This is a genomic window from Paenarthrobacter sp. TE3676 (assembly GCF_056279165.1).
Genome location: NZ_JBWBQU010000002.1, coordinates 138,009 through 153,212 on the forward strand (window position 1 = coordinate 138,009; position 15,204 = coordinate 153,212).

15 protein-coding genes and 1 pseudogene are annotated in these 15,204 nt (G+C 62.8%); 13 read left to right on the top strand and 3 right to left on the bottom strand.

Translation table 11 applies throughout. The features are described 5' to 3' along the window. Positions 1-69: 69 nt before the first annotated feature. The gene (locus ACZ881_RS04480) at positions 70-1,233 is read left to right on the top strand and encodes a glycoside hydrolase family 76 protein (RefSeq protein WP_476112836.1); all 1,164 of its coding nucleotides are present in this window, start codon (positions 70-72) and stop codon (positions 1,231-1,233) included. Here the strand turns inward: ACZ881_RS04480 and ACZ881_RS04485 are convergent. Beyond that, positions 1,230-1,835, bottom strand: a complete 606-nt coding sequence (locus ACZ881_RS04485) for a YdeI/OmpD-associated family protein (RefSeq protein ID WP_178993332.1) — start codon at positions 1,833-1,835, stop codon at positions 1,230-1,232. The two genes, ACZ881_RS04480 and ACZ881_RS04485, sit on opposite strands and share 4 nt — an antisense overlap. A 99-nt stretch (positions 1,836-1,934) precedes the next feature. On the opposite strand from ACZ881_RS04485, the gene ACZ881_RS04490 reads away from it, so the two are divergent. The 5 genes from ACZ881_RS04490 to tgt all read left to right on the top strand — a co-directional run bounded on the left by ACZ881_RS04490 (position 1,935) and on the right by tgt (position 6,535). Further along, positions 1,935-2,648: a hypothetical protein gene (locus tag ACZ881_RS04490; protein ID WP_476112839.1), complete on the top strand. Its 714-nt coding sequence runs from the start codon at positions 1,935-1,937 to the stop codon at positions 2,646-2,648. A gap of 77 nt (positions 2,649-2,725) precedes the next feature. Continuing rightward, positions 2,726-3,265: an NUDIX hydrolase family protein gene (locus ACZ881_RS04495; RefSeq protein ID WP_091465301.1), complete on the top strand. Its 540-nt coding sequence runs from the start codon at positions 2,726-2,728 to the stop codon at positions 3,263-3,265. Between the two features lie 73 nt (positions 3,266-3,338). After that, positions 3,339-4,352 (top strand): DUF6707 family protein, encoded by a 1,014-nt coding sequence (locus tag ACZ881_RS04500; RefSeq protein ID WP_476112842.1) that lies wholly within the window; start codon positions 3,339-3,341, stop codon positions 4,350-4,352. 72 nt (positions 4,353-4,424) lie between these two features. Continuing rightward, positions 4,425-5,135: an SRPBCC family protein gene (locus ACZ881_RS04505; RefSeq protein ID WP_091467504.1), complete on the top strand. Its 711-nt coding sequence runs from the start codon at positions 4,425-4,427 to the stop codon at positions 5,133-5,135. Positions 5,136-5,263: 128 nt separating this feature from the next. Further along, complete coding sequence (gene tgt / locus ACZ881_RS04510; RefSeq protein WP_476113854.1) at positions 5,264-6,535, top strand: tRNA guanosine(34) transglycosylase Tgt; 1,272 nt, start codon at positions 5,264-5,266, stop codon at positions 6,533-6,535. Positions 6,536-6,616: 81 nt separating this feature from the next. Here the strand turns inward: tgt and ACZ881_RS04515 are convergent, their stop codons facing one another. Beyond that, the gene (locus ACZ881_RS04515; RefSeq protein ID WP_091465298.1) at positions 6,617-7,327 is read right to left on the bottom strand and encodes a queuosine precursor transporter; all 711 of its coding nucleotides are present in this window, start codon (positions 7,325-7,327) and stop codon (positions 6,617-6,619) included. A 312-nt stretch (positions 7,328-7,639) separates the two neighbouring features. Here ACZ881_RS04515 and ACZ881_RS04520 point away from each other — a divergent pair, with 312 nt between their 5' ends. The 3 genes from ACZ881_RS04520 (at position 7,640) to ACZ881_RS04530 (ending at position 9,807) form a co-directional block, all read left to right on the top strand. Further along, entirely contained in the window at positions 7,640-8,302 is a 663-nt protein-coding gene (locus ACZ881_RS04520) for a TetR/AcrR family transcriptional regulator (protein ID WP_476112844.1), read from the top strand. Beyond that, complete coding sequence (locus ACZ881_RS04525) at positions 8,299-9,213, top strand: TIGR01777 family oxidoreductase (protein WP_476112846.1); 915 nt, start codon at positions 8,299-8,301, stop codon at positions 9,211-9,213. The genes ACZ881_RS04520 and ACZ881_RS04525 overlap by 4 nt, the downstream gene beginning before the upstream one ends. A gap of 141 nt (positions 9,214-9,354) precedes the next feature. Next, positions 9,355-9,807 (top strand): hypothetical protein, encoded by a 453-nt coding sequence (locus ACZ881_RS04530; RefSeq protein ID WP_476113892.1) that lies wholly within the window; start codon positions 9,355-9,357, stop codon positions 9,805-9,807. Between the two features lie 44 nt (positions 9,808-9,851). On the opposite strand, the pseudogene ACZ881_RS04535 reads toward ACZ881_RS04530, so the two are convergent. After that, positions 9,852-10,283: pseudogene (locus tag ACZ881_RS04535) on the bottom strand (methyltransferase family protein); the annotation flags it as partial. A gap of 313 nt (positions 10,284-10,596) precedes the next feature. On the opposite strand from ACZ881_RS04535, the gene ACZ881_RS04540 reads away from it, so the two are divergent. The 4 genes from ACZ881_RS04540 to ACZ881_RS04555 all read left to right on the top strand — a co-directional run bounded on the left by ACZ881_RS04540 (position 10,597) and on the right by ACZ881_RS04555 (position 15,185). Then, entirely contained in the window at positions 10,597-12,000 is a 1,404-nt protein-coding gene (locus ACZ881_RS04540) for an MFS transporter (protein ID WP_476112848.1), read from the top strand. Between the two features lie 131 nt (positions 12,001-12,131). Further along, positions 12,132-12,794 carry a response regulator transcription factor gene (locus ACZ881_RS04545; protein ID WP_476112850.1) on the top strand — a complete coding sequence of 221 codons (663 nt, stop codon included), beginning with the start codon at positions 12,132-12,134 and terminating at the stop codon, positions 12,792-12,794. Further along, positions 12,791-14,206: a sensor histidine kinase gene (locus ACZ881_RS04550; RefSeq protein ID WP_476112851.1), complete on the top strand. Its 1,416-nt coding sequence runs from the start codon at positions 12,791-12,793 to the stop codon at positions 14,204-14,206. The genes ACZ881_RS04545 and ACZ881_RS04550 overlap by 4 nt, the downstream gene beginning before the upstream one ends. Next, entirely contained in the window at positions 14,199-15,185 is a 987-nt protein-coding gene (locus ACZ881_RS04555) for a TAXI family TRAP transporter solute-binding subunit (RefSeq protein ID WP_476112853.1), read from the top strand. The genes ACZ881_RS04550 and ACZ881_RS04555 overlap by 8 nt, the downstream gene beginning before the upstream one ends. The last annotated feature ends 19 nt before the right edge of the window (positions 15,186-15,204 follow it).

Below are 15,204 nucleotides of genomic sequence, written 5' to 3' on the forward strand. Positions count from 1 at the left end.
TGGAATTGTGGGGAAGCGCACACTGCCCGCCCTGAAAGGCGAATTCCCCTGCCCGGCTAGGCTAATTGCATGTCCAGTCAGATCGATCCAGCCGGGAAGCCTGCCCCCTCCACAGACGCCACCGAGTGGGCGGCGCGTGCCAACCAGGCTGCGCGATCAGTGACCCGAAGCTTCGGCAGGCGCCTGCTGTTCCTGCCAGGTACACACCTGGGTGCAGTGAGCCTGCCCAGCCGCACCATCAAGAGTCTCTCCGGCCCCTGGCACTACTGGTGGCAGGCGCATTACGTCGACTGCCTGGTGGACGCCGGCCGCCGTGAACTCGCGAGCAAAACAAAGTTCGACGGCGACTCCCGCCCGAGCGCGGGTCGGCTCGCTTCGCGGCTGGTCACCACAATCCGGTTGCGGAATCTGCTGCGCTTCGTCAACGACTACTACGACGACATGGCGTGGCTGGCACTCGCCACGCTGCGTCTGGAGAAGCTGGCGGAGGAGACCAGGAAACCTGGCCGGCGGCGCAACGCGTATGTCCGCAAGAGCCTGACGTTGCAGTTCGATTCGGCGTCAACAGAAGATTTTGGTGGCGGCACCTTCTGGAGCACCAAACGGGACTTCAAGAACACGCCTGCCACCGCCCCGGTGGCCCTGTACTACTCCCGGACAGACCACGCAGAGCGCGCACAGAAGTTGGTGGACTGGCTCAACAGCAAGCTCCTCCACCCGGACCGTGGCGTGTATCGGGACGGGCTTCGGATGAGTCAGGGCAAGGTGGTGGTGGATGAGGCCATTTACACCTACAACCAAGGCCCGGTCCTCGGTGCCTTGCTGGAACTGGGCGGTGATGACAACCTGCGCAGGGCCGCCCTGCTTGTGGACGCCGTGAAACGCGAGCTGACTCTGCCCGGCACGCAGGTAATCCGCGGTGACGGGACGGGCGATGGTGGCCTATTCACCGGCATCCTGCTGCGCTATGTGGCTTTGGCAGCCCGGGATGCCAGGCTCCCGGCCACAACCAGGGAAACGGCCAGGTCCTTGGTTCGCAGCACAGCCGAAGCGTTCTGGGCCGGGCGCCGCGAGGACCCGAACCAGGCCAAGGGCCGCAGGGGAACTCCAGCCATCGTGTTCTCTTTCGACCCCCAGCGACCGGCGAGCGAAACATATCCGGTGGGGGCCGCCGTCGAGCTTTCAACTCAGCTTCAAGCTTGGATGGCGTTGGAAGCTGCCGCCACGCTCTAGCTGTCGCTGGAAAGGGGACGCTTCCTTTGCGGGTATGGGGCCTCATGGCGGGCAAGCATCTCCACGAAACCGGCGATCTTGCGAGCGCGGGTGTCTGCCCGTTTGACCCCGTTGGTGCGGTGAATGAGGGCGAAGCGGTTCTGGGAGGTCAGGCAATCGAACATCGCCTGGGCCTCAGGGACTGCGGCGATGGCTGCCGCGAGGTCATCCGGAACCACGGAATCGGCTGGCCCGGCGTAGGCGGCCTCCCAGCGTCCATCCGCTTTTGCGGCCTCGACGGCAGCTCGTCCGGCATCGGTCATTTTGCCCTCGGATTCCAGTCGCGCAATGTGCCCCACATTCCGTGCTGACCAGATGCTCCTGCGGCCGCGGGGCGTCATTCGCTGGAAGTAGCTTTCGGCGTCGCGGCTCTTCGCTTGGCCGTCAATCCAGCCGAAGCACAGGGCCTCGTCCAGGGCGGCGTCGTAGTCCAACTCAGTGATGCTGCCGCCCTTCTTGTGCAGGATCAGCCACACGCCGGGACTCTCAGCGGCATGCTCCGAAAGCCAAGCGCGCCAGGCGGCGCCGTCTGCGACAAGAAGTTCCTCAAGTTCAATGGGCATGGGTTCATTCTCCTGTGAAACGCACCGCGCCCGGCAGGGCCACGCGGCATAGGCTGGGAGCGGACACCCGAACCGCGAGGACCCAGCCCAGGAGGACCAATGTTGCGAGCCCGCCCCATCCATTACACATCGCACTTTGAGCAGTGGGCCACGCTGCTGCAGGCGCTGGGTTTGGTGAAGACGGTGGACGACGGCGACTGGCAGGAGTTCGACGCCGGTTCGGGTCGCGTCGCATTGGGTCGCCTGGAGCACGGCCACCCCCTTGATGGCTACACCATCTTCAGCGTGGAGGTGGGAAACCTGGAGGAATTCGCACGCCGCACCGAGGAAGACGGCACCCAGGCAGAACTCCACGAAGCCTCCTACGGGCCCACGGTGCGTATCTCGGCCGACGACGGTTTCGAGTTTTTTGCTTTCCCCGCGTCACGGGCAGCGGATGGCAGCTGGGCCACGTCAAGCGATGCAGACCCAGCACTCACGGTGGTAGCAACGTGGGTCAGCCCCTTGGTGGCATTCTCCGCAAATGTTCTCCGCAACATCGGCGCCCGGCAGCGCACAGAAGACGACGAATCGGCCACGTTCACCACCAAGAACGGCGGCATCCTCCAGATTATTCACGGCGCGGACGCCACCAACGGGGACCTCGCGTTTGAGTACGACGGCGAGTTGGAACCACTGCTTGAGCGCCTCAAGGCTGCGGACATCGAGGCCAGGATCACCGAAGACGTCCTGTACGTCGCCAACCCGGATGCTGTGAGCGGCGCGGCACCGGCGTCGATTGTGGTGGAGAAGTCACCAGTCACGGCCGCGTAATACAGCCGAGAGCGTAACGCCGCAGCCACGGCGCTGCTGCCAAGGAAGTTCGGCTGGGGATGCGGTAGAACTTAACCATGAGCGTACGTACACCCGACCCGTATCCAGGCTGGCTTTCAGATGAAGACCTCTTCGAAGCCCGCGGCCGCCTCCCCATGGTCTACGTGGAGGCCGTTCCGGTCAGGTTGGATCCGCTCGGTTATGTGAACGAAGTGGGCACCCTCCTTCAGGGCGACGCCGACGGAAACATGGTCCGCTACCTTGTGTCCGGCCGTGTTCTCTACCGGGAAACCATTCGTGCAGCGCTCTTGCGGCACATGGAAAAGGACCTCGGCCCCCTGGCTTTCCCGCAGTTGCCCATCAGCCCTGTTCCCTTCACGGTGGCCGAATATTTCCCGGCTCCGTCTCAGACAGGCTTCACTGATGACCGCCAGCACGCCGTTTCGCTGGCCTACATCATTCCCGTGACCGGCGAATGCGAACCCCGCCAGGACGCTTTGGAACTCACGTGGATGACGCCGCAAGAGGTGCTGAGCGAGAACGTCCAGCAGGAATTCGACGGCGGCCGCGGGAACCTCGTCCGGCAGGCCCTGGCTTTCTCGGGCATCGTTCTCTAGCGGGTCCCGACCCCTGCGCCAGCTGGTCTTTGTAGACTGGACGGCGGACCCCACGAGAACCAAAGGACTTCCGATGACTCACAGCCCAGCCACACAGCAATACATGGAAAAGCAGGCTGGGGACCTGCGGCCCGGGGATTTCGTGTTCCCGCCCGGTGACGGGCCAGCCGAGGAAATTGCCGCCGTTGAGGTGGAAAACGACGATTACGGCGTGGCCGCGTTGCTGCTGGTGACAATGGTCGACGGCGGCACGTTACGGATCGCTGTAGGGTCCAGTGTTCCTGTGGGTGGCGGAGTTCCCGTTGACTCCGACGGCTCCGTCTCAAGCGCCGCGGACGAAAGCACCCCTGATTCCAGCACCTCGGACTCAAGCACCCCGGCAGGAGGCGACGCCGACGCTCCCGCGGGTCCCGCCGTCGTCGTTCCTCCGCGCCCGGAAACGCCGCCGACGCACACCGGTCCCAGCGCTGAGGAGCTGGCCCTCATCCCTGAGCCTGACGGCACACCGGAAGCCGTGGTTCGTGCTGCGGCAGCCAACCACAAGGGTAAGAACGGTGTGCAGGTCCTGGCGGATCGCCTCGCGAAAGGCATCAATACCAAGTCGGGAAGCTGCCTGCGGGACCTCAGCGACCTCGCCTTCGATCTCTGCATTGTGCTGCGCGATCCAGACCACGCTTTGGCAGTCGCCGATTTGCTGAATGTGCTGCCCTTTGACGGCAACCTGGACCGCTGGGCATCGATCGAACGTGCCTTGGCGCTATCCAGTTTCATTTGCCGCGAAGCCGGACAAGCCGAGCGCGCCGCTGTTTACGAAAAATTGTTGCGCGCCCCCGAGTCGCAGGAAGAAGACCCCTTCAAGGCCCGGATCAATGCCCGGGTCAGGCAACGTTCGCTGAACGAACCCAACCTGTACGACAAGGAAATCTTCCGTGCAATCGACAACGGGAACCACGAAGCTGAGCGTGAATGGCGGTTCCTCCGGCTCGAGGCGCTGATGTTCCTGCGTGCCCACGGTGGATCGAAGACCATCGACGAGGACGAGCTGGCCAGGCGGATCGGCAATGAACTTGAGTCGGTGCGCGCCTAGCTTCCCCTGTACCGATTCTTAGGGAATATCAAGACCTGTTATGTGGGCGCCAACGGCGGTAGATTCGGGGCCATGACGAACAATCTGAGCGTTGTGGTTAATGCCGACGCGCAGCAGGTTTGGACAATGCTGCGTGAACCGTCGTTGGTGGCTCAATGGCACGGCTGGGAAGCCGACGACCTCGCCGACGAAATCAAACAGATCTACTTCAACACCGATGTTGTGGAGGGGCCCGATCACACGAGCCTGACCGTCAACGGCGGTGACGTCTTTGAGCTCCATCCGGTCTCCGGTGGCACAGAAGTGCGGGTCACCAGGGCCGCCCTCGATCACAACTCGGAATGGGCCGAGTGGGATGAGGACATCACTCAGGGTTGGCTCACGTTCCTGCATCAGCTGCGGTTCGCGCTGGAACGGCACCCCCACGGGCACCGGCGGACCCATTTCATCTCCCTGCCGGGTAAAGGCGGGCCGGCGATTGAGAAGCTGGGGCTTGGGGATTTACCGCCTGTTGGAGAGGAATACTCGCTCACGCTTGCCACGGGTGAGAAGATCTCCGGCAAGGTCTGGTTCAAGAGCCGGCACCAGGTGGGCCTCACCGTCCACAGCTACGCCGAGCACGGGGACGGGCTGCTGATCGTCGCTGAGCAACTGCCGATTCCGGAGAAAAGGCCCGACGGCGGTTCCATGGTGATTGCCTCCACCTACGATTTGGGGGCCCACACCTTGGCGGACATCAGGTCCTCGTGGGACAAGTGGAAGGCTGAGAGCTACGGTTCGTAGGGGTTTTTCGGCAGGTTACCCGCGGTAAAGCTGGCACACTTGGTAGCGTGCCAGCTTCCCTTCCTGCTTCTGCGTCTTTGTCCGATCCTTCTGCTGTTCCGGCTTCCACTCCGCCTGCGCTCCCCGGGTTGCCAGGGCTGACTGCCCGGCAATCCGAGTTCTCCTTCTCGGTGGGTAAGCGCCTCACGGAAACGTGCTCGCCGTCGGACGCTCAGGTAGACGCCAACGGCGGCGCTTTCCTAGGCCGAACCGGAACCATCACCACACCGCACGGGACCATTCAGACGCCCGCGTTCATCGCCGTCGGGACCAAGGCAACCGTGAAGGCGGTGCTGCCGGAGTCCATCGCCGAGCTCGGTGCGCAGGCTGTGCTTGCCAACGCCTACCATCTGTACCTACAGCCGGGGCCGGAGATTCTCGACGCCGCTGGCGGGCTTGGCGCGTTCATGAACTGGGCGGGGCCGACGTTCACCGACTCCGGCGGATTCCAGGTGATGAGCCTGGGCTCGGGGTTCAAGAAGGTCATCGATATGAAGAACGTGGACAGCTCCGGTCCGGATGACGCAGTAGCGCCCGGCAAGGAGCGGCTGGCGCATATTGACGACGACGGTGTCTGGTTCAAATCGCACCTGAACGGAGACCGGCACCGCTTCTCCCCCGAGATCTCCATGCAGGTCCAGCACCAGATCGGCGCAGACATCATGTTCGCCTTCGACGAACTCACAACGCTGCAGAACTCGCGTGCGTACCAGGAGGAATCGCTGGAACGGACGCGGCTCTGGGCTTTGCGCTGCCTTGAGGAGCATGCGTCATTGACTTCATCCCGCGTGGACAAGCCGTATCAGGCGTTGTTCGGCGTCATCCAGGGCGCCCAATACGAGGACCTCCGACGCAAGGCATGCCAGGATTTGGGTGCCATGCCCTTTGACGGGTACGGGATCGGCGGTGCTCTGGAGAAGGAAAACCTGGGCACGATTGTGCGCTGGTGCAACGAGGAACTGCCCGAAAACAAGCCGCGGCACCTGCTGGGCATCTCCGAACCGGACGACATCTTCACGGCCATCGAGAACGGCGCCGACACGTTCGACTGCGTCTCCCCCACACGTGTTGCCCGAAACTCGGCGTTCTACACACCCTTTGGCCGGTTCAACCTGAGCGGGGCCCGCTATAAAACCGACTTTGGCCCGTTGCAGGAAGGATGCGACTGCTACACCTGCGTGAACTATTCACGGGCCTACATCCACCACCTGTTCAAGGCCAAGGAAATGCTCTCGGCTACCTTGATCTCCATCCACAACGAGCGCTTCGTGGTGAAGATGGTGGACGATGCCCGCTTGGCCATCGAATCCGGGGACTTCTTCGAGTTCAAGGCAGAGACCCTGGGCCGGTACTACTCGTAGGCGTCGAGATCGCCGGAAGCCTGCGTGAGCGTGCGGAAACTTCCGGCGAACTCACACGGTTCCGGCGATCTCGGCCCGAGGCTAGGCTGCAGCTACCCCGTAGCTGGGCTCGCGCTTCTTGATCCAGCCAACAACCAGCACGGTGACGGGGACGAACAGGAATTCCACGGCCGTCTTGTAGACGAAGCCAACCAGGACGTAGTTCAGGAACGAACCGAAGTCCGTGATGCCGATGACCGACGCCGCGATGGTGCAGAAGATCAGGGTATCCACGAACTCGCCCACCACGGACGAGCCCATCAGGCGCGCCCACAGTGACTTCTCGCCCGTGCGCGCCTTCATCTTCACCAGGATCCAGGAATTGATGGTCTGCCCGGCCAGGAAAGCGAGCAGTGAACCGAGGACGATCAGCGGAACCGGGCCCAGAGCACCTTCGATGGCTGCTTGCTTTGCGGTGCCGTACTCGTCGCTGAAGCCGGGAAGCACGATGATGATCCAGTAGCAGAGCGATGCGAACACCGAGAGCGCGAACGAAGTGATGATGGCTTTGCGCGCCACCTTGAAACCGTAGACCTCGCTCATCACGTCACCCAGGATGTAGGCGATCGGGAAGAGGAAGAACCCGCCGTCAGTGATAATCGGCCCGATCACCACGCCCTTGGAAGCGCCGATGTTGGACAGGATCAGCACCACGGCCATAATGGCCAGCATGATGCCGAAATACGGGGAACCGATGGAAGCGAAGCGCGGAGCGGGCTTGCTCAAAGTACTGGAGCCTGAGGGCGAGGGCATGGGTCATCCATTTCGTAGTGGTTCGCGCAGGCTCCCTGGTGAGGGAACCCCGCTGTATTAGCACTGTGGGTTGGTGGGGCATCCGGCCCGGCACCGGTTCCATTCTCCCACTCCTTCATCCCCAACGCTCGCTCACCTCCCACGTGCTTGACCCCAACGCTCGCTCACCTCCCACGTGCTTAAATCAAACGCTCGCTCACCTCCCACGTGCTTGAATCAAACGCTCGCTCACTAACCCGCTTTTGAACACGTTCAGAAATGATGCCATACTTATTCTTGAACACGTTCAAAACTTTCCGCGAGGTGGACCGAATGGCAGCAAAGAGTGAACAGACCCGCCAGCTGGTGGCCGATGTCGCACTGAAGATGTTCCGTGAAATCGGCTTCGAAAAGACCACCATGCGCGCCATCGCCCAGGAGGCCGGAGTCTCGGTCGGCAACGCCTACTACTACTTCGCGTCAAAGGACGAACTCGTCCAGGAGCTCTACATCCAAGTGCAGGAAGAACACGCCGTAGTGGCGGCGCAGGCACTCGAAGGCATCCATGATCTCGCCGGGCGCCTCAAAGCAGTTCTGCACACAGGAGTGGACGTCATGTCTCCGTACCACCAGTTCGGTTCCGATTTCATCGCGACGGCGATCCGGCCGTCGTCGCCCGTCAACCCGTTCGGTGAGGCGTCCACCGCCGCCCGCGCGGCCTCGCTCGCGATCTTCCGGTCCGCCGTCGAGGGCTCCTCCCCCGCCGTCGCGAAAAAGCTGCGCGGGGATCTGCCCGAATTGCTGTGGCTGGCGTACATGGGCGTCGCGCTGTTCTGGGTTTACGACCGCTCCGAGGATCAACGCCGCACGCGCAAGCTGATCGATGGCGCGGCACCACTTGTGGCGCGGGGCCTGTCGCTCGCGAAGATTCCCGGCGTCAGCAAAGTGTTCGACGACGTCCTTGGGCTCGTGCGCAGCGTCAAGGCAGACTCATGAGCCCGCGGTCAGTGGTGATCGCTGGTGCCACCGGCTTCATTGGCGGCTACTTCAAGCAGCGGTTCACTGCCGAGGGGTGGCAGGTCCGGACCGTTGGGCGGGACGCGTCGGCTGACGCCCACTGGAACGACGACGGCGCCATCACCAAAGCGCTGGACGGCGCCGATCTGCTGGTGAACCTCGCCGGACGCTCCGTGAATTGCCGCTACGACGAGCGGCACCGGCGGGAGATTCTGGACTCCCGGGTGTTGACCACGCGGACCCTGGGGCGGGCGATTGCTGCGTGCGCTGAACCACCTATGACCTGGATCAACTCAAGTACCGGAACCATCTACCGGCACGCGGAAGATCACCCACAGTCAGAGGTCTCGGGCGAATTGGGCAGCGGGTTCTCCGTGGACGTGGCCCGGGCTTGGGAGGATGAGTTGGCGGCTGCTGTTGTTCCGGCAACGCGGAAGGTGCCGCTGCGCATTGCGATCGTCCTGGGGGCCGGTGGTGTCATGAGCCCCCTCCGGAACCTTGCCCGGTTTGGCTTGGGCGGACCTATGGGCCCGGGAAACCAGAAGTTTAGCTGGATCCATGTGGAGGACCTGTTCAGGACGGTGATGTTCGTGCACGCCCACGCTGAGCTGACCGGACCGGTGAACGCGGCAACACCCTATCCTGTGGACAACCGCGAGCTGATGTCACACGTCCGGCAAAGCGCGGGTATTCCGTTCGGCATCCCAACACCCGCGTGGCTCCTTGAAGCCGGCGCCATCCTGATCCGTACTCAAACAGAGCTTGTGCTGAAGAGCCGATGGGTGGAGCCCCGGAAACTGCTCGACGCCGGGTTCGCGTTTAAGCACCCAACCCTGGCCGGTGCCCTCAACGCGATCACCGAGGGCAGAGCCGAACGCTCGCTCACATAATCACCCCTTCAGCCGAACGCTCGCTCACATAATCACCCCTTCAGCCGAACGCTCGCTCACATAATCACCCCTTCAGCCGACCGCTCGCTCACATAATCACCCCTTCAGCCGACCGCTCGCTCACATCACTCGGAGGTAGTCATGAGCCAGAACCCTTGGTCAATCGATGAAGAGTACGCGCCGGCAACAGGGAGCCCATCCACTGGATGGCGCTACGGACCGAAGGATCGGGTGGTGCTGGGAGGGAAGGGACTGACGCTGGGCATCGCCGTAGCGCACTTGACGTTCTGCGTGTTGCTGTCCAGCCAGAGTCCCGAGTGGGCCGTTGTCTTTTTCATCTACAGCCTGCTCCCAGTCTGGGCAGTTGGTGCCGCGGTAGGTTCCTTCCTCGGACTCGCCCTGCGACGCGTTCGGAATCAGTGGCTTCACGTGGCCGCATTCTTCGCTGCGGGATTGCTCATGTGTGTGCCTATCGGCGCATTTTCGTCCACGGGTTCACTTCTGTTTTCGTCGTCGATTGCCGTCGCAGCGGGAGCTGGCCGCCTTGCCATCTGGAAACTGGTGCGCATCAACCGTGCCGGTGAACCTATATAGCGCGGAACATCCCGCTCATAGTCGGCGTATGCCTCGCCAAATCGCCGTCGGAGCATGGATTCTTCCCACAACGCGCCCAGATGTTCCACCAGCATTCCAGCAGGCATAGTCACCACGGGCCAGGCAGAACCCCTGGAGACCGCCACCCCTGCGTGAATCATCCACCACCCGAGATACATCGGATGGCGGCTCGCAGCATAGGGGCCGGTGGTCACTAAGCCCTCGGGATGGCCCAGCTGAAAGCTTCCCGCCGCTTCACGCCGGCGCTCCCAAACCGCCCAACCGGTGATTCCTGCACCAGCCAGAACCAACACAGCGCCAGCCGCTTTATGTCTGACGCTGCGCTCAGGGACGGAAACGGGATGCAAGCGGTCGAGGACTGCATCCAGCACCAGACCGGCAACCTGACCCGGCGGCAGCGGAACATTGGCTGCCTCCTGTTTCACTGCGCGCGCCACACGCAGAAATGCGCCCATGCCAAGAAGATAACCCCGGCGGTTCAGGAAAGCCACAGCGGAAGCTGCAGCCGGGGAATCCAGGGCAAGCGACCGCAAGCGGACCTCAACCCGGGCCAGCCGAAACCTAAGGAAGTGTTAGGAAATCCCCCGCGAGCTAGGGCTGTGCCGTGCATCACCCATAGTTTGGAACATGTCCTCTTCACCCCGGAGGGCCTTTCTTAGTCAACGAAGAGCCATGCGCAAGGACGCCATGAGCACGAGCTTCATGGACAGAACGAACTCATGCAAGACACGGCCGCTGCAAAACGCTGCCGTCCAGGAAGGTTCATTGATGAGCACCCAACAAGCTGCACCTCTGAGCGAAGCCGCCCAGACACGTAAAGCCGTGAGCAACATCCTCAAGGGCTCCGCGGGCAACCTCGTGGAGTGGTTCGACGTGTATGTCTATACCGCTTTTGCCGCGTATTTCCAGTCGCACTTCTTCAACTCCTCGGACGATCTGCAGGCAGGCCTTGAGGCGATGGCTGTCTTTTCGACGTCGTTCCTCATGCGCCCGATCGGCAGCTGGTTCTTCGGCCGCTACGCCGACCGCAAGGGCCGCAAAGCTGCGCTGACACTCAGTGTGACCATGATGTCGGCTGGTTCCTTCGCCATCGCGATCCTGCCAACGCAGGACGTGATCGGCCTCTGGGCACTGATTTTGCTCGTGTTTATCCGGATGATCCAGGGCTTCTCAGTGGGTGGCGAGTACGGCACCAGTGCTACGTACATGTCCGAGGCTGCAACGGCCAAACGCCGCGGCTTCTTCTCGAGCTTCCAGTACGTAACGCTCATTGGCGGGCAGATGCTGGCCCTCCTGGTGCTGGTGATCCTGCAGAACACCATGAGTAAGGAAGACCTGACGGCGTGGGGCTGGCGGATTCCGTTCGCTTTGGGTGGCGTGGCTGCGCTTGTTGTTCTCTGGCTTCGCCGCTCCATGGAAGAGACCCTTTCCGCAGATCAACTCCGCGCAGCCCACGTCAAGGTTGAGGGCGAGGCGCAGCCTGGCACCATGAAACTGCTGTTCACCAAGCACTGGAAGCCGCTGCTCATCTGCATCGGCATCACGCTCGGCGGCACGGTGGCGTTCTACACGTACACCAACTTCATCCTGAAGTTCATGAACGATACGTCCGGCATCGCCAAGACCGACACCTCTGTGATCAACTTCTGGGCGCTCTTCATCTTCATGCTGCTGCAGCCTGTGTACGGCATGCTCTCGGACAAGATCGGCCGGAAACCGCTGCTGATCTGGTTTGGTGTGACCGGGGTGCTGTTCACCTGGCCGCTGCTCTCCGCACTTGCTGGAACCAAGGATCCGTTCGTGGCGTTCCTGCTGATGTTCGGCGGCCTTCTGATGGTGGGTGGCTACACGTCCATCAACGCGCTGGTGAAGGCTGAACTGTTCCCGGCATCCATCCGCGCCCTCGGCGTCGGGCTCGGATACGCGATTGCCAACTCGCTGTTCGGTGGCACGGTTCCGCTGATCGGTGCGGCCCTGCAGAAGTCGGGTCAGGTGGACATGTTCTTCACCTACGTCACCGCCGCGATCTTCATATCGCTGCTGGTGTACATCTTCGCGCTGAAGAACAAGAAGCCCACGCACTTGGATGCGGAGCAAGGCAACGCCTTCGTGGCCAAGGGCGCTGTGAAGGAAACCGACGACGACGGCACGAAGGATCGCGTCAACGCCTAAACTGGCTGCCTTGTGAGGCCCGCTCTGCCCCCTTTGGATACTCTGAAGGGCGCAGAGCGGGCCTCACAACGTTAAGCTCTAGTAGCGGAACAGACCCGCCAATCAGCCCAGCAAGACAAAGGACCCTGACAGTGCACGTGCTCATCGTCGAGGATGACGACGCCATGGCGTCGGCCTTGAGCGCAGTCGTCGCCTCTGCCGGGCATAAGCACACCCGGGTGTCCCGCGGCGAGGATGCGTTGCTGGCGCACAGGCAGCACGAGGTGATCCTTCTGGACCTTGGGCTCCCCGATATGGATGGCTTGGACGTCCTGCGGAAACTCCGGCAGGTCACCCAAATCCCGATCCTGATCCTGACAGCACGCGACGACGAGCGCAGCGTGGTGCTGGGCCTCCGGTCCGGGGCGGACGACTACCTGGTCAAACCCGTGAAGCTCGTGGAATTGCTCGCCAGAATCGAAGCTGTCACTCGGAGGACTCACCGATCGGGCCAGGAAGCACCGCACAACATCGTCCTCGGAGAACTCGAGGTAGACCTCCACCGCCGCGTTGCCATCGTCGGCGAACGACAACTGGCCCTCACGGCAACGGAGTTCGATCTCCTGGGCCTCCTCGTCAGGAACGCCGGCTCCGTGGTTACCCGCGAGCAGATCCTGGACGCACTCTGGGGCGATGCGTTCCTGGCTCATTCACGGTCCTTGGACGTTCACCTGACCGGACTGAGGTCCAAACTCCAGCTCCCCGGGTTCATCATCAACGTCCGGGGCGTCGGTTACCGCGTAGAGCAACCGTGAAAGTCCGGGTCCTCGGCATCCTGAGCCTGCTGGTGGTCATTATTGTGGTGACGGTGTCCAGCGTGATCCTCACATCAGCCAGCCGGGAGCTCACCCAGGAACTGCAGATCAACCGTGTGGCAGCCCTCAACCGCTTCGCGCAGCTGGCCAGCGACGCAGCGGAGGACAGCAACACCACCCAACTACAGCGGGAAATGGACCGCTATTCCGAGCTTTATGGCGAAGGAATCCTGATCCGCCTCCAGCAAGAAACCCTCCGCTCCGGCGGTCTAAACGAGGACCATTCGGAGGTCAAGGACGCCCTCAACCGGGCAAGCCTCAACCTGAGCGACACCACCCTGAACCCCATCCGGGCCTTCGGTACCGGCAACGACTTCATCTCCAGGTCCTTCGGCACGGCCAGCCAGGTCCTCGGCGAAGTAGTTGTGGAAGTCAACCTCGACGCAGCCCGGCAGAAGCTGCGGGAACGGTGGCTGGTGGTGGGGCTTGCTGCGGTTGCGCTGGGCATGCTGCTGCTCGTGGCGGCGTCGCGCATCACGGCGTGGGTCTTGCGCCCGGTCCATCGGCTCAGCAAAGCAGTCCACGAGCTCGAAGCCACAGGGAAAACCAGCCAGCTTCCCGATGCAGGACCGCCGGAACTGCGGGAATTAAGCCGATCCTTCACCGCCATGGCGGATACGGTGACCGAGAGTATGGAGTCGCAGCGCCGACTCATCGCCGACACATCACATCAACTCCGGAACCCCGTTGGTGCCCTGCGACTGCGAATCGATCTGCTCCAACTCGCCTTGCGTTCGGAGCCGGAAAAGGATGCGGCCGCTGGCGTCGTGGCGGAACTTGAGCGGGTGGAGGAAATGCTCGACGGCGTGCTGAAGCTCGCGACGGCGGAACATCGCGCCTTTGAGGGGTCTGCCCGGACTGAAAAAGCACCGGAACACCAACGGTTGGCCGTCATCGACCCTTACCCAATTCTGCAGGGCGAGGTTGAACGGGCGACGCCGGCCGCTCACCGTGCCGGATCAGAGCTCACGTTGGAGAGCCCTGCGTCAGAAAGCCGGATCGTCTGCGATCCCGACGAACTCGCACACATGGTGGGCGAACTCCTCGCCAACGCCATCAAATACGCGCCGGGGGCCACCATCACGGTGGCGACCCTGCAGACGCAAGGAGGCACCGCCGTCGTGATTTCCGACGACGGCCCGGGCCTCCCGGCCGAACAGCTCGCCGCGTCCACCACCAGGTTCTGGCGGGCGCCGCAGCACAGCAGTATTGCCGGCAACGGGCTGGGGATGACCATCGTGGAACGGCTGGCAGAAGCAAATGGCGCGAGGCTGGTCCTGAAATCCCGCGAGCCCCATGGCCTGACGGCACGCCTCGAGTTCGTGAAACCGGAGGAGGACACGCATGCCTGAACCCCTCAAAGTCTCGCGGCGAAATGTCCTCCAGACAGCCGTAGCGCTTGGCTTGGGCGGCAGCCTGCTCGCTTCAACAGCAGGCTGCACCACAGAGGAACGCCCTCAGGAACTCACCGTTGCCGGCGGCGAATCGGGCGGCTTCTACCTTGAGTTCGCCAGCCTGCTCGCCGACTTGCTGCAGCGGGAAGGGGTCGCTGAAAGGTCAGTTGCGCTGACCACCGGCGGAAGCCTCGAGAACATTCAGCGGGTCTTATCCGGAGGGGCCACGCTCGCCGTCGCGCTGGCCGACGCAGCAGCCCAAGCAGCTCCCGGCCAGGGTGAAAGCCAGTTGGTGGCCTTGGGAAAGGTGTACCAGAACTATGTCCACTGCATCGTTCGGGAAGACAGCGGAATCCGAACCTTCGCTGACCTCGCCGGGAAGACTGCGGGCGTGGGTGAGGTGGGCTCGGGAACCACTCTCACGGCCGGGCGCATCATTGCTGCCGCAGGGCTCTCTCCTGAAACGGCCGGGCCGGAACGGGCACTGAAGCAAGCCAACTTAGGGCTGAACCAAGCCCTGGCCGCCTTGCGGGAGGGTTCCATTGACGTGATGATCCAGTCAGGCGGCGTCCCGACGGCGCCCATCGCTGCGGCAGCGGAGGAAATAGGCGTCCGTCTCCTCGACCTTTCAGAGTTCATCCCGGCAACCCGGGCGCAATCGGGCTTCTTCTACGACCGCGTCCTCATCCCCGCGAACAGCTACGGTAACGCGCCCGCCGTGTGGACCGTCGGCGTGGCCAACCTGCTCCTGTGCCGCAGGGACCTGGCCGATCACGTTGTCCGGCAAACCGTGGAACTCCTGGTGGAACAAGCCCAGGATCTGGTGCCGAAGTCCAGCACGGGCGTGCAGTTCCTCAGCCCAGAAACACTGATCAATACTGCGGGCATCCCGTTGCATCCGGCGGCACAGGCTGCCTACCGGGCGCTGCACGGCTGAGCCTCCCCCGCAGGAATCG